Raw genomic sequence first — 20,565 nt, 5'->3', positions numbered from 1 at the left:
CAAGTGTTCAAACAGTGACATAGGGAATAGGTCGTTAGCATAACATGCTTGCTCTGATCCTGTTTAAGCCTAAAAGTTTCCGTTAGTTAACAAAGTATGATCCCGCCCTGGAAATTCCTATACGAATAGTCTCGATTGCGACTAAAGTTATATCTTAGCGTCAGTAAAAAACTGGAGTAGGGGGTGAAAACCTATGGAGCTTTTTTATCATCCATTGTCTCGTTATTCCCAGAAAGTATTAATTGCTCTCTATGAAAAGCAAGCTAACTTTTATCCACGAATTACCGACCTAGGCGATCCACTATCACGCAAGGCATTTCAGAGATTCTATCCACCCGCAAAATTACCACTACTCAAAACACAAGACGGGCAACTCATTCCCGAGTCTAGTATTATCATCGAGTACTTAGACATCCATTTTGATAACAGCACTCAGTTACTCCCCCGCGATCCCCAACGTAACTTGCAGGTGCGGCTTTTCGATCGAATTATCGATAGTGATATTAATAATATGTTGTTTCAATTAGAAAAGTTAAAATACCTGGATGAAAATCATGAATTTGAGATTAAGCAAATTGAGCGGCAACTGCTTGCACAATTCCAGCGCTTAAACTCCCACTTAAGCCAACATCACTGGGTATGTGGCGATAGTTTTACCTTAGCCGACTGCGCACTAATACCCTGCTTAAGCTATAGTTTTCAACACTTAAATCTATTGGATTTGGATGAATTAGTGCGTTATTGGCAGCAAGCACAACTGCGCGGTGCTTGGGAGCTGGTACTTGAGGAGGTTTTGCTCGCAGAAATGGAAAAAGACACAGGGATCAGAAGCATACCTTAAGCTAAGCTATGCGTCATTTCCGCTAGATATTACGTTCTTTCTTCAACTGTAAAAATGCTTTCCACTTCAGCACTTCTGGTGGCAACTCAGGTGCTGGATCGGTGTAACCCGCCTCTTTCACCAATAATGCTAACGGTACTTGTTTACCTTTACACACAAACACACCGCGCACATGAACGATGCAATGCACACCTCGGTCGGTCATAAAACGCTGTTCAATATAGAAATACTTTTCATCCCAACCAACAATTTTGCTTTCAATCTCAAAGGTTTTTAGCGGCTTGATATCGCGAATATAGGTAAATTCAGCGGCATTGACTATCGGCATCCACTTCAACTTTAAGAAACGTTTCAGCAGACCCATCTCGGCCAACATATAAGTCCGCGCCAGATCCATAAACGCGGGATAGCGAGAATTGGTGAGGTGAAAATTGATATCGCAATCACTCGGCAAAGCACGGTAAGTGATACGGCTTGTCCCTAGAAAATCGATCTTACGACAGTGGCGCGTACGCCAGAACAACAACCAAAACAAACGAAAGTACAGATTCATAACCAGTCGTCCTTGAAATAAGAGCCACAGGCTAACAGAGGTCATACCACAGGGCAAGCGTGATTTTGATCACAAAAAAGACGCCCTAGGGCGTCTTTTACCGTTAAGCCAAGTTAATAGCGCTGGATCATCAGCCCGTTAACTTAAACTGATTTATCAATTCTCACTATTAGCTATGCAGCAATGCCTGAATGTCTTAACAGGGCATCGATATTCGGCTCGCGTCCCATAAACTGTTTGAACAAGTCCATAGGTTCGGCTGAACCACCCATTTCGAGGATATTGTGCAGGAAGCGACGACCCGTTTCAGGGTTAAAAATCCCTTCCTCCTCGAAGCGAGAAAACGCATCCGCCGAGAGCACTTCAGCCCATTTATAGCTGTAATAACCTGCGGCATAACCGCCCGCAAAAATATGGGCAAAACCATGTTGGAAACGGTTAAAGTCCGGTGGTGTTAATACGGCCACCTGACGACGTACTTCGTCTAAGGTTTCTTGAATACGCGCGCCTTTAGCGGGGTCATATTCGTGGTGCATTCTAAAATCGAACAATGAGAACTCGAGTTGGCGCAGCATCATCATGCCAGACTGGAAGTTTTTCGCCGCAAGCATCTTATCTAACAAGGCTTTAGGTAATGGCTCGCCCGTTTCGAAGTGGCCAGAAATTTCGGCTAATGCTTCTTCCTGCCAACACCAGTTTTCCATAAATTGACTTGGTAATTCGACCGCATCCCAAGGCACACCATTGATGCCCGACACACCTGCAACATCGATTTTGGTCAGCATATGGTGGATACCATGGCCAAACTCGTGGAACAGGGTTGTCACTTCATCATGGGTAAACAGCGCAGGTTTGCCATCGACCGGACCATTAAAGTTACAGGTCAAATATGCCACTGGCTTTTGTAATCCATTGGCGGTTTGACGGCGCACACGGCAATCATCCATCCAAGCACCGCCGCGCTTACCCGTGCGGGCATATAAATCGAGGTAGAAACTGCCTCTATGTTCGTCAGTTTCGTCGAAAATATCGAAGAAACGAACGTCATTATGCCAACGGTCAAAATCTTTTTGCTCGACAATCTTAAGGCCAAACAAACGCGATACAGTGTAAAACAAGCCCGAGAGCACTTTATCCTCGGGGAAATACGGGCGCAGGATTTCCTGTGAAATCTCATACTTATGCTGTTGTAACTTCTCGGCATAGAAGCTTAAGTCCCAAGAGGCCATTTCAGTCACGCCATATTCGGCCTCGGCAAATGCTTTTAACTCGGCTAATTCGGCCTTGGCTTGATCTTTTGAGCGCAGCGCTAACTCATTTAAAAATGCCATCACCTGCGCCGGCGTTTCAGCCATTTTCGTCGTCAGGGATTTGTCGGCAAAACTGTCAAAACCGAGTAACAATGCGAGTTCGTGGCGCAAAGCAAGAATTTCGTCCATCAGCGGGCTGTTATCAAACTCGCCGGCATTGGGACCTTGATCCGAGGCGCGAGTGACAAACGCACGATAGCATTCTTCCCGAAGACTGCGGTTTTCGCTGTAGGTCATGACGGGTAGATAAGAGGGGAAATCTAAGGTAAATAACCAACCTTCTAGCTCACGTGCCTGCGCCATCGCTTTAGCGGCGGCTTTGGCAGACTCAGGCAAACCAGCAAGCTCGGCTTCATCTGTGATCAACTTAGTCCAAGCTTGCGTCGCATCCAGTAATTGATTCGAAAAGCCACTGGTGAGTTCAGAAAGACGTTTTACAATTTCGCCGTAACGCACCTTTTGCGTGTCATCTAAGCCAATGCCTGATAGTTCAAAGTCGCGTAGGCTGTGCTCTATCACCATCTGCTGCGCTTGGCTCAATTGCGCAAATTCATTGGAGGCTCGCAGTGCTTTATAGGCTTGATACAAACCTTGGTGTTGGCCAACGTAAGTGCCGTATTCCGATAAAAGTGGTAAACAAGCATCATGGGCGGCACGCCACTCATCTGTGCTAGTCACTGAATTCATATGAGAAACGGGCGACCAAATTTGGCTTAGCTCATCGTCAACCTGTTCTAATGGTGCGACCAAGTTGTCCCACGTAAAAGGACCTTGATTCTGCAGCACTTCATCAATCTTAGCGCGGCACTGAGCAATAGCATGCTCAACAGCGACTTGAATATGTTCCGGTTTTATCTGTGAAAAAAGTGGTAATTTTGCGCCGCTAAGCAAAGGGTTGCTCATATTGACTCCTCAACAATCTGTATAGGGTATCTTCAAGATGCCAGTTTCAGGATCTTGAGGTTATTTGGGTATAAATAAGGGCTAATACCCTATTTATCAAGGCGAGAATATCGATTGCCTCCTTCGACCGCGGCGCTAGCGGTAATTACACATAAAAAAAGTGAACTAGTTCTCAATTAATATTTACATCTAATTTACTTAAGTGAACTTGACGACTTGATCGCAAACCTAATCCATTCTCATTAACACTCAAATTCAAACGCGTTAAAATTCTCCTATCATCTAACTACAACTTAAACTGGCTGGTATATGGCAACACCCACGGTGATCTTTTCTCACATACTTTGCACTTTAGGGGTGCTCTGCTTAAACCAAACGGTATTGGCAAATGAAAACCTAATCCAGACGGAAAGTATCTCAAGTCAACAACAGCCCAATCAAGATGCTGCACCTTTGACGCTCACACTCGACCTTGGGTGGGATAGCAAATATATCTCACAGGGGCGTGACAATTAAAAATATGGTGGCATTTATTGGGCGAATGCTTCAATCCAATATAATAATCTAACGACCTACGCCTTAGTGGGGCGTGGTGATAGCCAAACCTATACCGAGTGGAATATTGGCTTTGAATATACCCTCAACTTGGTTGAGCAATTAGAAGCGAATTTGGGTTATCAACGAATTGAAGGGTTTAGCGACAACCGTTGCCAAGATAATGAGTTTTTCGGTGAACTCGCCTATACCGCGACACCTTGGTTAATACCTTCGGTAAGTTATGTTTACTCCACGGAGGCTGAAGGTTCTTTTGTTGAAGTGAGTTTACACAGTTATTGGAATATCACAGACCAATTCACTCTCACACCATATATCACTCAAGGTTTTGATTTTAAATATAGAACTGAAAACCACAATGGTAGAAATCATCTACAGTTTGGCCTAGAAGCCAGCTATCAAATAACAGCAGATATCCATCTGATCGGCCATATAAGTCACAGCATAGCCCAGAACGATATTGAGCAAGAAATGGCGGAAAATGGTGATTTTAGCTCACAGGATCAAACCTATGCAGGTATCCACTTGGCAATGACATTTTAGGCTTTCATCAGCTACTTCTCGCCAAATTTGACGCCTACACCTTGGCAAAAAAGTATCGGCTAACTAAACTCAATGCGTCGACGGAGCGACGTTTGCCAGCCATAACCAATTAAGCAGAGGGACAGGGAATGTTAGCGCATCATTTCGATATTGTTCGTTCAGTATCTATTCTAGCTTTAGTCACTTTATTTTTAGCGACCAATCCAACTCAAGCCCGCCAAACGGATGAGTCCGAGCCTACTTTAGGTTCTTTATCTCAACCCAAACAAAATCAGCCATTACCCCTAGGCACCTTACTCGATAGCGATGGTAAACCCATTAATATCCCCAACCAGCCGCAAAGTGCTTTTGAGTATTCGGCTCCAACCGTCACGAGTACTGAAATACAAAAAAACCAAACGACTAAACCCACAAAAACCTCGAAAAGTAAAAAACTCACTCGCAAGCAACAGCTTGCCAGTCGTGTGCAAGTCGCCAACGATCCAAACTGTCGATGGCTCGATAAACGAATGGATCAGCTAGAAGCGCTAAGCAGCGGCAAACAAAATAAACCTGCCCAATATCAAATCGATGAACTCTCTGCCCGCCAAAAAGAATGGCAATGCCTCAAGTGCGGAGCAGAAGGGCCTGACCAAAACGATTACTCACGTTGCCAATATCGCCGCGAAACAATCACACGCTAACCTTTTATAGAAATTAGGGATCTTTTCCATAAAAACCACAGTCTTGTGAATAGACTGGTCTGTAGTCACAATCCACCCTACAATGATCTTCTGCTGTAAAGCATCTCATCCTTGAAGTAAGACGGAGAAACTCATGGCTCAACATTTTGACTATATTTGCCTCGGTGCAGGTAGTGGCGGTATCGCCTCAGCAAACCGTGCGGCAATGCGTGGTGCAAAGGTTCTACTCATCGAAGCGAAGCATGTTGGCGGGACTTGTGTCAACGTGGGTTGTGTTCCGAAAAAAGTCATGTGGTATGGCGCCCACGTTGCAGAAGCGATGAACCTCTACGCTAAAGATTATGGGTTCGACGTTACGGTGAATAAGTTCGATTGGAACACACTCGTTAATAACCGCGAAGCTTATATCGGCCGCATTCACGATGCTTACGGCCGTGGCTTTGCGAGCAATAAAGTCACGCTACTAAATGGCTATGGCCGCTTTGTGGATGGCAACACCATTGAAGTGAACGGTGAATATTACACTGCAGATCATATTCTTATCGCCACTGGCGGCGCACCGACCATTCCAAATATTCCCGGCGCGGAATATGGTATCGATTCCGATGGTTTCTTTGCCCTACGTGAGCAACCTAAACGAGTTGCCGTAATTGGTGCGGGTTATATCGCTGTTGAAGTCGCTGGCGTTTTACATGCTCTGGGTAGTGAAACCCACTTATTAGTGCGTAAACATGCGCCGCTGCGTAATTTTGACCCTATATTGGTCGATGCCCTCGTCGATGCCATGGCAACTGACGGTCCGACACTGCATACCCATAGCGTGCCAAAAGCCGTCGTTAAAAATGCCGATGACAGCCTGACATTAAGTTTAGAAAATGGCGAAAGCATCACCATCGATTGTTTAATTTGGGCCATTGGCCGTTCACCCGCAACGGGCAATATCGGCTTAGAAAACACTGATGTGCAACTAGATAGCAGAGGCTATGTGGTAACAGATGCACAGCAAAATACCACCCACAAAGGGATTTACTGTGTCGGCGATATTATGGCTGGCGGCGTAGAGTTAACACCCGTGGCGGTTAAAGCGGGACGTTTGCTATCCGAGCGTTTATTTAACGGCATGACTGACGCAAAAATGGATTATAGCCTGATCCCAACAGTGGTTTTCAGCCATCCACCTATTGGCACCATGGGCCTGACCGAACCCGAAGCGCGCGCGCAATACGGTGATGAAAACATCAAAGTGTATACTTCAACCTTTACCTCAATGTATACGGCCGTCACTGCCCATCGCCAAGCCTGTAAGATGAAGTTAGTTTGCGCTGGCAAGGACGAAAAAGTCGTCGGTATTCACGGTATCGGTTTTGGAATGGATGAAATTCTTCAAGGTTTCGGCGTGGCGTTGAAAATGGGCGCAACTAAAGCCGATTTTGATGCAGTTGTCGCTATCCACCCAACTGGGGCCGAGGAGTTTGTTACTATGCGCTAAAAGCCATAGGGCAAAGGAATCTAAGGAATACTCGGAACGCGGCTAAGCCTTAAACCTTAGTGCCTTGGGCCTTAAACTTAAGAGCCTTTACGTAATCGATTTCATACCAACGGATTAGATTCAGTCTAATCCGTTTTTTTACTTCAATTCCCGACCTGAGTACAGATGGTCAAAGCTTAATTATACCTTTCAATATCAGCTCAAATTAATCAGTGGTCAAATTATTTTTAGACCATAAATTAAGCAACCCTCAACCGCCATACTCAGCAAAAAGTCATTTTAAGTTGAATTTTTACCCCAAAATGCCTTAATATAGTTAGAGTACTAACAAAATAAAGTGCTATCCCCATCTGATTTAATCCCAATAAACCAAGGAAATTTTATGTCATCGGCAAAAACAGTGGATGAAAATCCCATCTCACAGGTAGTAAGTTCGGCCCGAATTCGTCTTCGGGAATCAATGCAGTTTATGTGTTTATTCGCCATTTTAAGCACCTATCTCTTTGTCATTTTGAAACCGAGTTCCATTCAAAATAACAAAGCGTTAGGAGGAAAATAATCGATGGATTCCCTCTCTTACGTATCCTTAGGTATTTATTTTATTGCCATGCTCGCTATTGGTTTATTTGCCTACCGTAAATCCACCAGCGATGTGTCAGGTTATATTTTAGGTGGCCGTAAGGTTAGCCCACAGGTCACAGCACTCTCGGCTGGCGCATCGGATATGAGCGGCTGGATGCTTATGGGTCTTCCGGGTGCAATGTTTCTAGTGGGTTTTGAAACCATTTACATCGCCCTCGGATTATTAATTGGTGCACTAATTAATTATTTGGTGGTAGCACCAAAACTGCGGGTTTACACCGAAGTCGCTAACAATGCGCTCACTATTCCTGAGTTTTTTGCTAAGCGTTTTGGCAATGCTAACAGTAGTATCCGTATTATCGCCGCAGTGATCATAGTGATCTTTTTTACCTTATACACCTCCGCAGGGTTAGTGGCGGGAGGTAAGTTATTTGAGTCGGCTTTCGGCCTAAATTATAACATTGGCCTAGTAGTCACACTCAGCGTAGTGGTTTCCTATACTCTGCTAGGGGGCTTTTTAGCCGTAAGCCTTACCGACTTTGTGCAAGGCTGCATTATGTTTGTTGCCTTAGTCTTAGTGCCTGTGGTTGCTTATCAAGAATTTATCAGCGCCGATAGGATGATGAACTTTGCCTATCAGTCAATTCCCCATTTTAGCGATGCAATGCAAAACGTCACCTTCCTCGGACTTATTTCAAGCCTATCCTGGGGGTTAGGTTATTTCGGCCAACCACATATTATCGTGCGCTTTATGGCGATACGTTCAGTTGCCGATATTAAGATGGCAAGACGCATCGGCATCAGTTGGATGACAGTCACCATTGTCGGTGCACTGGCAACGGGATTAGTCGGTATTGCCTACGCGAATAAATTTGGTATGAAGCTTAACGATCCCGAAACCATCTTTATTGTGTTCTCTGAATTATTATTCCATCCACTGATTAGTGGCTTCTTACTGGCGGCTATTCTTGCGGCGATTATGAGCACGATTTCGTCGCAATTATTGGTGTCATCGAGTTCGCTGACAGAAGATATTTATCGAGTAGTATCGAAAAAAGAGTCAAGTGAAAAAGACATGGTGAAAATGGGCCGTTACGGCGTGGCAGGTGTGGGTATTGTGGCAACACTTTTAGCGCTTGATCGCTCTAACAGTATCCTTTCTCTGGTCAGTAATGCTTGGGCAGGATTCGGCGCAGCCTTTGGTCCACTCGTGTTATTTAGCTTATATAAAGCTAACTTAACCCATAAAGCAGCTATTGCGGGAATCATTTCTGGCGCACTTACTGTACTGTTTTGGATTTACGCCCCCGTGCTCGCCGATGGTAAAGCCTTAACTAGCTTAGTGTATGAGATGATCCCCGGGTTTCTCGTCAGCAGTGCGGTCATTTGGCTGGTGAGCTTTCTCGATGCCGATCCTAGTGCAAAAACCACTAAGATGTTCCACAAGGCTGGCCGTGTTTTAGCCGAAGACAGATGAGGCGCGCAGGTATGACGGACTTACCCTGGAAACGTATTGTCGTTAAAGTCGGTAGTGCCCTGATTGCACCCAATAAACAAGGTTGCAGCAGCCACTACTTACTCGGCATAGCCCAATTTATTACCTATTGTCGTGCCCAAGGGATCCAAGTTGTCTTGGTCTCTTCGGGCTCAGTCGCCGCGGGATGGCATCACTTTAACGTTGAAGCGAATCCCAGCGTCACAGTGAAGAAAGCCATGGCTGCAGCAGGTCAGGCCGATATGATGGCCACATGGAACAAGTTATTCGATTTCCCGACCGCACAGCTACTGCTAACCCATGGTGACTTACGTAATCGAGATCGTTACATCAGCATCAAAGACACGATTTTTAGCCTACTCGAACATGGGCTACTACCTATCATCAACGAGAATGATGCCGTGACCGCCGATAAGCTTAAAGTTGGTGATAACGATAATCTCTCGGCCATGGTGGCCGCAGCGGCCGATGCCGATACCTTGATTATCTGTTCGGATGTGAATGGACTTTACACGCAAAACCCCCATGAACATCCCGATGCACAGCTTATCAAACGAGTCACCGAGATTAATGCCGAAATCTACGCCATGGCGGGCGAGACCAGCAGTGCTGTTGGCACTGGCGGTATGCGCACTAAGATACAAGCCGCCAAGAAGGCCATTTCCCACGGGATTGAGACCTTTATTATCAATGGCTTTGATGCTGACTCTTTCAACCAATTGTTGAAAGGCCAGAACCCTGGCACCTTGTTCACCCCAGATGAAAAGCCAATGCAAGATCATTTGCATTGGATGACTCACACCTCGCAGGCTCAGGGCGAAGTCATTGTTGAAAATGACTTTAATATCGCCCTCGATATCCATAGCCAACAGTTAACCAGTGATGATGTGGTTGAAGTAAAAGGAGATTTCTCAGTAGGTGACACCATTCTAGTGCGCAAAGACGATGGCACAAAATTGGCCAAGGCCAAATCCAATTACAGCAGTTGCCTACTCAACTTTATTACAGAGCAAGAAGATCGGCAGTTTGCCAGTGAATTTCAGCAAAAGACTGGACCGATCATTTCCGAGAAAAACATCGCTATTCTCGAATAAACATAAGCCGAGTAAACATAATTGGAGTAAATATGTCTTTAATCAAAAACTTATCTGAAGATGCCGCCAAGGCAGCACTTACACTCGCCTTGCTCGATGAGCACCTAAAAAATACTGTATTACTGGATATGGCGCGCTCGATTAGAGAGAAATCCTATGAAATCCAAAGCGCTAATTTAATAGACCTACACAGAGCCACGGCTGACAATATCAGCCCTGCAATGCTAGACCGTTTAACACTCAACCCAGCACGAGTCGAGGCTATGGCGCAGGGTATTGAAACCATTGCCGCATTGCCTGACCCTATCGGTAATGAGCGTTATATAGGCCAGCGCCCCAATGGCTTATCCATCAGCAAAATGCGCGTCCCATTAGGGGTAGTTTGCATGATTTACGAGGCACGCCCTAATGTCACCGCCGATGCGGGGGCCCTTTGCTTTAAATCCGGCAATGCCGTGATCCTCCGTGGCGGAAAGGAAGCCCTGCACACTAGCAAGGTTATCGCCACGATTTTGCAAAATGTGTTAGCCCAATACGGTTTACCCAAGGCCTTGATTAGCGTGGTGCCCGATCCCGATCGCGCACTTATGCTAGAACTTATGCAGCAGCGCGAATTTATTGATGTGATCATCCCCCGCGGTGGTGAAGGCCTTATTAACTATGTGACAGAAAACAGCAGTATTCCGGTTATTCAACACTTTAAAGGCGTGTGTCACTTATATATCGATAAGGATGCCGATCAAACTATGGCGTTGGATTTGCTACTCAATGGCAAAACCCAGCGCACTGGTGTTTGCAATGCACTCGAAGCCTTGCTGGTGCATCAAGATATTGCGCCACAATTTCTACCCAAAGTAGCCAAGGCACTGGCCGAGCATCAAGTAAAAATCAATGCTTGCTCCAAAGCTGCAGCTTATTTTGAGGCATGCACTGAGATGGCGGAGGAAGATTTTGGTCAAGAGTATTTGGATTTAGAAATTGCGATTCGACAGGTTGAAGACTTTGATGCCGCCGCCAAGCATATCGCCCGATTTGGTAGCCACCATACGGAAGTGATTTGTACCAACAATGAGGTCACCGCGGCCAAATTTCAACGCTCAATCGATGCATCAGTGGTGATGGTAAATGCCTCATCCCGCTTCTCAGATGGAAGCGAACTTGGCCTCGGCGCCGAAATCGGCATAGCTACCACTAAATTACATGCCTATGGCCCTATGGGGCTCGAGTCCTTAACTGCTGAAAAATACTTAGTTTCTGGAACGGGTCAAATAAGAGCTTAAATTGCAAGTTTAGAAACTCAGCGAACAACCGCGATTGCGCTGTTATTGTTGATTTTTATATACAGCGTTCAGCAAAAAGGCACAGGCCATAAACCTGTGCCTTTTCGTTCTCGTTCTCTGAGATCCTATAAACTCGGTAAGGTGCCAGCCGGTAAATAGCCATTAAAGCTGGCGGTATATAACAAGTCCGTTGCCGCTTCGATATCTGGTGCGAAGTATCTGTCTTTATCGTAATAGGCCACCACTTCGCGAAGCTCGGCTTTAGCCTTAGCAATCGCAGCACTTGGGGCTAAAGGAGCGCGGAAATCTAAACCCTGAGCCGCTGCTAACAATTCAATTGCTAATACACCACGAGTATTTTCGCTCATATCGCGCAAGCGGCGGGCCGCAAAGGTTGCCATAGAAACATGGTCTTCTTGGTTAGCCGATGTTGGCAAGCTGTCTACTGATGCCGGATGAGCGTAGGTTTTGTTCTCAGACGCCAAAGCTGCCGCTGTCACTTGGGCAATCATAAAACCTGAGTTGACGCCGCCGTTTTTCACTAGGAATGGCGGCAATTTAGATAAACTGGAATCAATCAGCAGCGCAATACGACGCTCTGCGATAGAGCCCAGTTCGGCAATCGCAATCGCCAGATTATCCGCCGCCATAGCCACAGGTTCGGCGTGGAAGTTACCGCCCGAAATGATATCGCCCGTGTCTTGGAACACCAGTGGGTTATCGGTTACGCCATTGGCCTCTGTGCCTAACACATCGGCCGCGTGGCGAATTTGCGTCAAGCAAGCACCCAGCACCTGTGGCTGACAGCGCAGTGAGTAAGGATCTTGCACCTTTTCACAGTTAGCATGACTTAAGCTTATCTCAGACTCTTCACCCAGTAGATGGCGGAAGACCATGGCCGAATCGATTTGACCTTTCTGACCACGCGCCGCATGGATGCGAGGATCGAACGGACTACGACTGCCCATAGCGGCTTCGACGCTCATGGCACCGATCACTGAACTTGCTGCGAACAAGTCTTCGGCGTGGAACAACCCTTCCAGCGCCAGCGCAGTCGACGCTTGAGTGCCGTTAAGCAAAGCGAGTCCTTCTTTGGCCGCTAAATCGATGGGCTTAAGGCCGGCGATTTCTAAACCTTCGGCAGCGGAAATTAACTCACCTCGATAGCTCATTTCGCCTTCGCCCAGCATAGGTAAACACATGTGCGCCAGTGGCGCTAAGTCACCCGAGGCGCCAACAGAGCCTTTTTCTGGCACGCAGGGATACACTTCGGCGTTCACTAAACTGATTAAGAAGTTAATCACTTCTAAACGAATGCCTGAAAAACCACGGCTTAATGAATTGATTTTTAACACCATCATCAAGCGCACTGTGGCATCTTGCATGTATTGACCCGTACCTGCGGCATGTGACAACACGATAGAGCGTTGCAGCAATTGCAGATCTTCGGGCGCTATCTTGGTATTGGCCAACAAGCCAAAGCCCGTGTTGATGCCATAAACGGTGCGGCCTTCATCCAACACTTTTTGCACGATTTGCGCACTGGTGTTGATATCAGTAATGGCCTCTGGTGCGAGTTCCAGTGTCAACTTATGACGGCTGATTTCGCGCAATTGCGCTAGGCTCAAGCTGCCCGGCGTTAACACTAAGTGATTCACAGATTTCATATTTTTAGCTCCAAGCTTTTAGTTATTATTGTTATTGAGTCGTTAGCATCGGCTAGTCTTGCATAGGTAAATCGAGGCCCTGCTCCTTGGCGCAGTTTTTCGCAATCTCGTAGCCCGCATCGGCATGACGCATCACGCCTGTCGCGGGGTCGTTCCACAGCACGCGGCCAACACGTTTTGCCGCCGCATCTGTGCCGTCACACACAATGACCACACCCGAATGTTGGCTAAAGCCCATGCCGACGCCGCCGCCGTGGTGCAAAGACACCCAAGTTGCGCCGCTGGCGGTGTTGAGTAGCGCGTTCAATAATGGCCAATCGGATACTGCATCTGAGCCGTCCAGCATAGATTCGGTTTCGCGGTTCGGGCTAGCCACGGAGCCAGAATCTAAGTGATCACGGCCAATTACCACGGGCGCCGACAACTCGCCATTTTTGACCATTTCGTTGAAAGCTAACGCCAAGCGAGCGCGATCTTTTAAGCCAACCCAGCAAATACGCGCTGGTAGACCTTGGAAAGCGATACGCTCGCGCGCCATGTCTAACCAATTGTGCAGGTGTGGATTATCTGGGATCAGTTCTTTGACTTTAGCGTCGGTTTTGTAGATATCTTCGGGATCGCCAGATAACGCCACCCAGCGGAACGGACCTATGCCTTCACAGAACAGTGGGCGAATATAAGCAGGAACAAAGCCTGGGAAATCGAAGGCATTTGCCACGCCCATTTCAAACGCCATTTGGCGAATGTTGTTACCGTAATCGAGCGTTGCTGCGCCGGCAGTTTGCAGGTCGAGCATGGCCTTAACTTGCACTGCCATTGAGGCTTTAGCCGCTTTTACCACTGCAGCTTCATCGGTTTTACGCATGGCTGCGGCCTCTGCCATAGTCCAGCCCTGCGGCAGATAACCGTTTAATGGATCGTGGGCCGAGGTTTGGTCTGTCACCACATCTGGAGTAACGCCGCGCTTAACCAGCTCGGCAAACACATCGGCGGCGTTCGCTAATAAGCCCACTGATACTGGCTTGCCAGCTTGGTTCGCCGCTTCAATCATGGCTAATGCTTCATCGAGCGAAGTGGCTTTTTTATCGACATAGCGAGTACGCAAACGGAAATCGATGCGGGTCTCGTCGACTTCACAGGCTAATACCGAGAAGCCAGCCATAGTGCCCGCCAGCGTTTGCGCGCCGCCCATGCCGCCTAACCCGCCAGTCAAAATCCACTTGCCTTTAGAGATACCCTCAAAGTGCTGTTTTGCGACCGACACAAAGGTCTCGTAAGTGCCTTGGACTATGCCTTGAGTACCGATATAGATCCAAGAACCAGCCGTCATCTGGCCGTACATGGCCAAACCTAACTTATCTAACTCGTTGAAATGTTCCCAGTTCGCCCAATGTGGCACTAGGTTTGAGTTAGCAATCAGCACGCGCGGTGCATCCGCATGGGTGCGAAATACGCCCACAGGTTTGCCCGATTGCACTAATAAGGTTTCGTCGTCTTCGAGGCGTTGTAAGACTTCGATGATTTTGTCGTAACAGTCCCAATCGCGGGCTGCGCGGCCAATACCACCATAGACGACTAAGTCTTCTGGGCGCTCGGCGACATCGGGATGTAAGTTGTTCATTAGCATGCGCATTGGCGCTTCTGTGAGCCAGCTTTTACAGCTTAATTGTGTGCCATGCGGTGCAATAATGCGGCGGCTTGGGTCGTGGCGCTTATCCATTGAATTTTCCTCTTTCAACCTGTGGTGTTAACCCGTATTCGCTAAGTCGCTAATACGGGTTAGCACTATTGTTTTTATTGTGTTTTTATCTTTTAACTTATAAGGGTGCAGCTATTTAAGTTACTGATTTACATCTATTAACCACGCCACCGGCGTTACTTGCTAAAGGTTAAATGGCCGCCGAGTTTAAAGCGGCTACCTGGGTGAACTAATTTTGCGAAACTCACGACGCCTTGGCGTGACCAAGTACGGCGTAAAATCTGTAAACAGGGCTCAGTGGCGGGGATTTCGAGCCTTTGCTGTAATTCTTCACTGGCGATAATCGCTTCAATCGTGTGATGCGCCTCGGTCAGCGGTGCCACTTGGGACAAATATTCGTGGGGTGTCTGCTGGGTAAAATCCTGCAATAAATAATCGGGCACCAACTCGGGATTCACATAACGCTCTTCGACTTGCAGCGGTAAACCCTGCTCGCAATGCACTAAGATCGAATGGAAGACTGTCGCACCGTGCTCAAGCCCAAGGGGAATTGCGATACTCGTACTCGCCACGACTTGATCTAACACCCATTGCTGCACGCTATAGCCGTGGCCACGGTCTTTTATCTCATCGGCAATATTGCGGATCGCCAACATAGACGACTGGGATTTACACCCTGCGACGAAGGTGCCTAGCCCTTGAGAACGCTCGAGCACACCGCTATCCGTCAGCTCGGTTAACGCACGTCGCGCCGTCATTCGGCTGCAGGTAAACAAATCGGCAAGCTGATTCTCAGAAGGCACGCGAGCATGCTCTTCCCACCCACCCGACTCGATAGAGGAGATAATGTATTGCTTAATTTCTGCAAACTTAGGAGTAGCCAAAATATTTCCTCAATATAAAGCGCTAGAATCTAGGTACTATTCACTCTTTCAAACGTTCAAAATTGCGGCTACAATCCTAGCTTGTATATACAAGTAAATACAAGCTAGCTCACATAAGTTTTGATAAATAGTTAATCAACATGGTTAACATCTGCCAGCACAGCGAGGGGAATACATGTCTTGGGATCAGGTTTGGATAGACGTTAACTTAGCCACAATGGACCCTTCCGTATCAGCACCTTATGGTGCGATCACCAACGCGGCCATCGCAGTAAAAGATGGCAAAATTGCTTGGCTTGGCCCCCGCAGCGAACTGCCCGCCTTCGATGTTTTGTCAATTCCCGTTTACAGGGGCAAAGGCGGCTGGATCACCCCAGGATTAATTGACGCCCACACTCACTTAATCTTTGCTGGTAATCGCGCCAATGAATTTGAGTTACGCCTACAGGGCGCGAGTTACGAAGACATTGCCCGTGCAGGTGGCGGCATTATTTCAACCGTTAAAGCTTGCCGCGAAGCGGATGAAGCAGAATTATTTGAACTCGGCCGTCAGCGTTTAAACGCGCTAGGCAAAGAAGGGGTGACTACGGTTGAGATCAAATCGGGTTACGGCTTAGATACTGAAACTGAATTGAAAATCCTGCGTGTCGCCCGCGAGCTCGGCAAGCATCACCACGTAGATGTGAAGACCACATTCCTTGGCGCCCATGCAATTCCGCCAGAATATAAAGACAATAGCGACGGCTATGTCGACTTAATTATCAATAAGATGCTACCCGCAGTGATCGCCGAAAATCTTGCCGATGCAGTGGATGTGTTCTGCGAGAATATCGCCTTTAACCTTGAGCAAACCGAACGAGTACTCAGCGCAGCCAAAGCAGCGGGATTAGAGATTAAGCTCCATGCCGAGCAGTTGACCAATATGGGCGGCAGCGCACTGGCCGCACGTCTTGGTGCTAGGTCTGTAGATCATATCGAATATTTAGATGAGGCAGGCGTAAAAGCCTTGAGTGAAAGCGGCACCTGCGCCGTACTGCTGCCGGGCGCCTTTTACTTTTTGCGGGAAACCCAAAAACCACCTATCGATTTACTGCGCAAATACGGCGTACCTATGGTGCTCGCCAGCGATTTCAACCCAGGTTCATCCCCCATTTGCTCAACCCTGTTGATGCTGAATATGGGCTGCACCTTGTTCCGCTTAACGCCAGAAGAAGCCCTAATCGGACTCACCTTAAATGCCGCCAAGGCACTAGGAATTGAAGATAACGTCGGCAGTTTAGTCGTTGGCAAACAGGCCGATTTTTGTCTGTGGGATATCGCCACGCCAGCGCAGCTAGCCTATTCCTACGGCGTCAATCCCTGCAAAGATGTGGTGAAGAATGGCAAGCTAGTTCACCAGTAGCATAAGTGCATCAATAATGGGTGCATCAACAGCAAGAACGGCATAAGCAGAAGGTTAGATAAGGTCGCTAAATCAAACTTGGCGATCTTATCTGGATTTAAGCACTTGCAGCATTTTCTAACTGTTCATCTTCTTGTTTTACCAGCTTATGCTCACCTTCGTTACAGCCTATTTTCCAATAGCTCGAGGTATAAAAATGGCTCTTAGGCAATGCATGCGCTTGCTTAAAGTGTCTTCTTAACGCGCGCATGCTATTAAATTCACAGGCAATCCATACGGCTGGCTCGCCAGCAAGCCAAGGTAATTGGGCTATTCGCTCAACCAAAGGGCGACCTTCGGGATCGGCCTCAGGATTGATCACCCAATGCAGCTCGACATGTTCAGGATGCACGAGAGGTTGAATATCTGCTTCACTTAGCACTTCAATCACAGCATAACCCACGGCATCCTTTGGTAATTGCGCTAAGTTCACGCTAATGACGGGTAAGGCTGTCATATCACCTGCGAGTAAAAACCAATCCGCCTCAAAGTTGATCAGTTTTTTAAGTCCGGGTCCGCCAATTTGAATGAGTTCGCCCACCTGCGCCGTTTTCGCCCAACTCGATGCAGGACCGTCGGTATCGTGCAGCACAAAATCCACATCGATTTCATCGGCACGTTGCTGGCGAATGGTATAGGTTCGCATCAATGGACGTTCACCCGCTTGCGGGAATAACAACTTGATATAGGCACTTTCTTGATCGACAGGAAATCCTGCCAATCCCGCACCGCCTAAGGTGATGCGTAACATATGCGGAGTAATATAAGTGGAGCGAATCACTTCTAGCTCACGTGGTGCAGGTTTATTCATCATCATTTTATCCAATTGAGTTTCCAATCTAGCGCCTTTTATTCAGCCCTGTTGCTCTGGCTTTGTGCACTACAATCGGCACGGCATTGACCCCATCAACACTCGGCTTTATCGACACTATCGCTAATGATGTTGGCAAGCCGAATAAATGTGTTTACGTCATCTGAACTGAGTGCTTGCGTCATATGCGCGACAGTTTGCCGTTCAGAGGCATTTATCTGGGTCATCAACTTTTCCCCCTCTACTGTCGGCCTAAGTAACTGGCTACGGCCATCCTTGGGGTTATCGACTTTAGTGATCAAACCACTCTGTTGTAGCTCATTGAGAACACGGGTAATTTGTGCTTTATCCCGTTGCATACGCAGGGCAATAGACTGGGCTGTCGATTCAGGATTACGACAAATGCCCTTCAAGGCACGGATATGGGTGACAGGCAGATTAATCTCTTGTGCATCAATATCCGCCCGCAATTGCTTTTTGTAGGCATGTACTAATCTGTGCAGAGTTTCACCGAGTGATGAGGACATATTAAGGCTCTCAATATAGTTGACAACATCAACCATATCGATATTAATTGACTGTGTCAACCAATAAGATTGTCGATTATTATCACGACACTGGATACCAAACATAGTGATGCTCTCGTTTGGTTTTTTACTCTAAAAACTCATTTTAAATACCAACGACTCTGTATTTCTCGCCTATACCACTAATCAAACAAGACGTAGAAAATGCATATTTACCCCTAAAAAAGCGCTTTATACTACGAACGAGTTATTTAGCTTATATCTTATAAAATAGGACTAATTAAATAGTCAACATAACAAAATAATTAAACAACATTCCATGCAATTAATTATTTTAATATTTGTTACTCAAAATAAAAATATTAGTTACAGAACGCAAAACTGATTAATGACTGCATAAGCACTAAATGAGTTCTGACTCGTGAAAAACGACTTATATCGAATTAAGACGCCAAATATGGATAGGATAAGTCATTAAAATAGCGATTTAAAACCGAAGAAGAACACAAAAAATTAACACAAAACACACTTTTCAGACATCTTAGTTGTGGCATACTGCAGCGGCTTTTCTCGATTATCACTCTTTAATCGATTCAAACGGATTTGTTCGGGGTCCAGTATTGGCCGATATAAGGCCAAACTGAAAATAAAATAATAATGATGAGTAATGTTGATGATAAATAAATCCAAAATCGCGATATCTTTGATCATGGCGGGCTTGGCATTGAATGCCAATGCCGAATTATTAATTAGTGAAGTGCTATACGACACACCAAATAATGACAGTGTCGAAGAATATATAGAACTGTTTAATCCAGGCTGTGACACTATCGATTTAAGTCAATACCAATTAAAAGATAATGGTGCCAGCTTAAACCTCACAGGCACTTTAGCGGCGGGGCACTATTTCACTGTTGCAATCAATGCAGCGGGCTTTAACAACCTCTTTGGCTCAACGCCCGATATCGCCCCTATGCCACTTAGCTTAGGTAACTCGGGTGACTATGTCCGCCTCACCAAGGGCGCTGATGAAGTTGATCTTGTCGCTTGGGAAGGCGGAGTTGCAGGTTGGAGTTTAAATGTTCGTGATGTTTCCCTTGTTCGTACAACCAGCATTAACAGTAATTCACAAGCTGATTGGGCCGCCAGTAACAATGCCGGTACACCAGGAAGCGGTAACTTAACGTCCCAATGTGATACCGGCGGTGATAATGGCAGCGGTTCCACGCCACCAGCAACGGATGACAATGTGCTTGAACAGGGTGAGAGCCTGCTCAACCTAAGTGCAGCCCAAGGCCAAGTACTCAAATTTGTTGCTGATATTCCTGAAAACGCTTCGGATCTCAGTTTTACAATGAAGGGTGGCAGCGGGGATGCCGATTTGTATGTCCGTTACGGTAACGAGCCGACGACAAACCAACACGACTGCGCCCCTTACCTTTCTGGTAACAATGAATCTTGCCCTATCGCAAACGCCTCTGCAGGACGTTATTACGTCAACATCGTCGCTTATCAGAGCTTTAGCGATACTAGTTTAACGGCTAATTATACAATCCCAACAACACCCACAGACCCAGATAACGGTACTGGTGGAAACACTGGCGGCACAATACCTAATCCTGATGGCTATAGCTTTGATACTTATTATGCGAATGCGATAGGTAAAAGCGGAACCACACTGAAAACGAGTTTGAATCTGATTATTCGAGATCAAACCCACTTCAGCTATGCGCAAGTCTGGGATGGGTTAAACTACACAGACGAAGATCCAAATAACAGCAACAACGTAATTCTACTTTATACGGGCCGCTCAGAGCCGAAAACCAATCGTGCAGGTATGAGCAGCTCCCTCGATGCTTGGAATCGAGAACACGTCTGGGCAAAAAGCCATGGCTTCCCCAATAGCAGTCAACACGCTTATACCGACCTTAACCATTTACGTCCTGCGGATGTGACAGTCAACAGTACACGCGGTAACAAGGACTTCGCCTTAGGAGGAACGCCTCTGAGTGAAGCACCGGCAAACAAAACTGATAGCGATAGTTTTGAACCTGCCGACATGGTCAAAGGCGATGTCGCACGTATGATCTTCTACATGGATGATGGGATGGACACCTCTTGTGAAGTAGGCGTCATTTACGCCATATTGAATTTGCACGTTCAATAACAACAAAAGGTGTCCAAAATGAAAGTTACACTAATAGGAAT

At 46.7% G+C, this 20,565-nt stretch carries 15 protein-coding genes and 1 pseudogene; 9 read left to right on the top strand and 7 right to left on the bottom strand.

Annotation, left to right across the window (positions count from 1 at the left end; all coding sequences use genetic code 11):
- The first annotated feature begins 193 nt into the window (after positions 1-193).
- On the top strand, positions 194-841 hold the full coding sequence (locus L2744_RS20015) for a glutathione S-transferase family protein (protein WP_248993538.1): 648 nt from the start codon (positions 194-196) through the stop codon (positions 839-841).
- 22 nt (positions 842-863) lie between these two features.
- Here the strand turns inward: L2744_RS20015 and L2744_RS20010 are convergent, their stop codons facing one another.
- Both L2744_RS20010 and prlC read right to left on the bottom strand, forming a co-directional pair.
- Positions 864-1,394: a thioesterase family protein gene (locus tag L2744_RS20010; RefSeq protein ID WP_248993537.1), complete on the bottom strand. Its 531-nt coding sequence runs from the start codon at positions 1,392-1,394 to the stop codon at positions 864-866.
- A 173-nt stretch (positions 1,395-1,567) separates the two neighbouring features.
- On the bottom strand, positions 1,568-3,607 hold the full coding sequence (prlC, locus tag L2744_RS20005) for an oligopeptidase A (RefSeq protein WP_248993536.1): 2,040 nt from the start codon (positions 3,605-3,607) through the stop codon (positions 1,568-1,570).
- Between the two features lie 309 nt (positions 3,608-3,916).
- On the opposite strand from prlC, the pseudogene L2744_RS20000 reads away from it, so the two are divergent.
- The 6 genes and pseudogenes from L2744_RS20000 (at position 3,917) to L2744_RS19975 (ending at position 11,328) form a co-directional block, all read left to right on the top strand.
- Positions 3,917-4,705: pseudogene (locus tag L2744_RS20000) on the top strand (hypothetical protein).
- 128 nt (positions 4,706-4,833) lie between these two features.
- Positions 4,834-5,388, top strand: coding sequence for a hypothetical protein (locus tag L2744_RS19995; RefSeq protein WP_248993535.1), 555 nt, complete (start codon positions 4,834-4,836; stop codon positions 5,386-5,388).
- 133 nt (positions 5,389-5,521) lie between these two features.
- Complete coding sequence (gene gorA / locus L2744_RS19990) at positions 5,522-6,877, top strand: glutathione-disulfide reductase (RefSeq protein WP_248993534.1); 1,356 nt, start codon at positions 5,522-5,524, stop codon at positions 6,875-6,877.
- 562 nt (positions 6,878-7,439) lie between these two features.
- Positions 7,440-8,936: a sodium/proline symporter PutP gene (putP, locus tag L2744_RS19985; RefSeq protein ID WP_248993533.1), complete on the top strand. Its 1,497-nt coding sequence runs from the start codon at positions 7,440-7,442 to the stop codon at positions 8,934-8,936.
- Between the two features lie 11 nt (positions 8,937-8,947).
- Positions 8,948-10,048 (top strand): glutamate 5-kinase, encoded by a 1,101-nt coding sequence (proB, locus tag L2744_RS19980; protein ID WP_248993532.1) that lies wholly within the window; start codon positions 8,948-8,950, stop codon positions 10,046-10,048.
- Between the two features lie 32 nt (positions 10,049-10,080).
- Positions 10,081-11,328, top strand: a complete 1,248-nt coding sequence (locus L2744_RS19975; RefSeq protein WP_248993531.1) for a glutamate-5-semialdehyde dehydrogenase — start codon at positions 10,081-10,083, stop codon at positions 11,326-11,328.
- Between the two features lie 125 nt (positions 11,329-11,453).
- Here L2744_RS19975 and hutH read toward each other — a convergent pair whose 3' ends face one another.
- The 3 genes from hutH to hutC all read right to left on the bottom strand — a co-directional run bounded on the left by hutH (position 11,454) and on the right by hutC (position 15,578).
- The gene (gene hutH / locus L2744_RS19970; protein WP_248993530.1) at positions 11,454-12,995 is read right to left on the bottom strand and encodes a histidine ammonia-lyase; all 1,542 of its coding nucleotides are present in this window, start codon (positions 12,993-12,995) and stop codon (positions 11,454-11,456) included.
- A gap of 52 nt (positions 12,996-13,047) precedes the next feature.
- Positions 13,048-14,715: a urocanate hydratase gene (hutU, locus tag L2744_RS19965; protein WP_248993529.1), complete on the bottom strand. Its 1,668-nt coding sequence runs from the start codon at positions 14,713-14,715 to the stop codon at positions 13,048-13,050.
- 155 nt (positions 14,716-14,870) lie between these two features.
- Positions 14,871-15,578 (bottom strand): histidine utilization transcriptional repressor HutC, encoded by a 708-nt coding sequence (gene hutC / locus L2744_RS19960; protein WP_248993528.1) that lies wholly within the window; start codon positions 15,576-15,578, stop codon positions 14,871-14,873.
- A gap of 175 nt (positions 15,579-15,753) precedes the next feature.
- On the opposite strand from hutC, the gene hutI reads away from it, so the two are divergent.
- Positions 15,754-16,980, top strand: a complete 1,227-nt coding sequence (hutI, locus tag L2744_RS19955; protein ID WP_248993527.1) for an imidazolonepropionase — start codon at positions 15,754-15,756, stop codon at positions 16,978-16,980.
- A gap of 97 nt (positions 16,981-17,077) precedes the next feature.
- Here the strand turns inward: hutI and L2744_RS19950 are convergent, their stop codons facing one another.
- On the bottom strand, positions 17,078-17,830 hold the full coding sequence (locus L2744_RS19950) for a siderophore-interacting protein (RefSeq protein ID WP_248993539.1): 753 nt from the start codon (positions 17,828-17,830) through the stop codon (positions 17,078-17,080).
- Between the two features lie 95 nt (positions 17,831-17,925).
- Positions 17,926-18,357, bottom strand: coding sequence for a MarR family winged helix-turn-helix transcriptional regulator (locus L2744_RS19945; RefSeq protein WP_248993526.1), 432 nt, complete (start codon positions 18,355-18,357; stop codon positions 17,926-17,928).
- A gap of 673 nt (positions 18,358-19,030) precedes the next feature.
- Between L2744_RS19945 and L2744_RS19940 the strand changes: the two genes are divergently transcribed.
- A complete protein-coding gene (locus L2744_RS19940; protein ID WP_248993525.1) occupies positions 19,031-20,524 on the top strand; it encodes an endonuclease in 1,494 nt (497 codons plus the stop codon).
- Positions 20,525-20,565 lie beyond the last annotated feature (41 nt).

It is taken from the genome of Shewanella profunda (genome assembly GCF_023283765.1).
In the GTDB taxonomy this organism is placed as follows: domain Bacteria; phylum Pseudomonadota; class Gammaproteobacteria; order Enterobacterales; family Shewanellaceae; genus Shewanella; species Shewanella profunda.
This window is presented reverse-complemented; position numbering and strand designations above follow the sequence as displayed.

Coding starts and splice junctions, on each gene's coding strand:
- L2744_RS19950 (WP_248993539.1), bottom strand. CDS start 17,830: ATGAATAAACCTGCACCACGTGAGCTAGAAGTGATTCGCTCCACTTAT.
- L2744_RS20010 (WP_248993537.1), bottom strand. CDS start 1,394: ATGAATCTGTACTTTCGTTTGTTTTGGTTGTTGTTCTGGCGTACGCGC.
- prlC (WP_248993536.1), bottom strand. CDS start 3,607: ATGAGCAACCCTTTGCTTAGCGGCGCAAAATTACCACTTTTTTCACAG.
- putP (WP_248993533.1), top strand. CDS start 7,440: ATGGATTCCCTCTCTTACGTATCCTTAGGTATTTATTTTATTGCCATG.
- hutI (WP_248993527.1), top strand. CDS start 15,754: ATGTCTTGGGATCAGGTTTGGATAGACGTTAACTTAGCCACAATGGAC.
- L2744_RS20015 (WP_248993538.1), top strand. CDS start 194: ATGGAGCTTTTTTATCATCCATTGTCTCGTTATTCCCAGAAAGTATTA.
- hutH (WP_248993530.1), bottom strand. CDS start 12,995: ATGAAATCTGTGAATCACTTAGTGTTAACGCCGGGCAGCTTGAGCCTA.
- L2744_RS19945 (WP_248993526.1), bottom strand. CDS start 18,357: ATGTCCTCATCACTCGGTGAAACTCTGCACAGATTAGTACATGCCTAC.
- gorA (WP_248993534.1), top strand. CDS start 5,522: ATGGCTCAACATTTTGACTATATTTGCCTCGGTGCAGGTAGTGGCGGT.
- L2744_RS19975 (WP_248993531.1), top strand. CDS start 10,081: ATGTCTTTAATCAAAAACTTATCTGAAGATGCCGCCAAGGCAGCACTT.
- L2744_RS19995 (WP_248993535.1), top strand. CDS start 4,834: ATGTTAGCGCATCATTTCGATATTGTTCGTTCAGTATCTATTCTAGCT.
- proB (WP_248993532.1), top strand. CDS start 8,948: ATGACGGACTTACCCTGGAAACGTATTGTCGTTAAAGTCGGTAGTGCC.
- hutU (WP_248993529.1), bottom strand. CDS start 14,715: ATGGATAAGCGCCACGACCCAAGCCGCCGCATTATTGCACCGCATGGC.
- L2744_RS19940 (WP_248993525.1), top strand. CDS start 19,031: ATGATAAATAAATCCAAAATCGCGATATCTTTGATCATGGCGGGCTTG.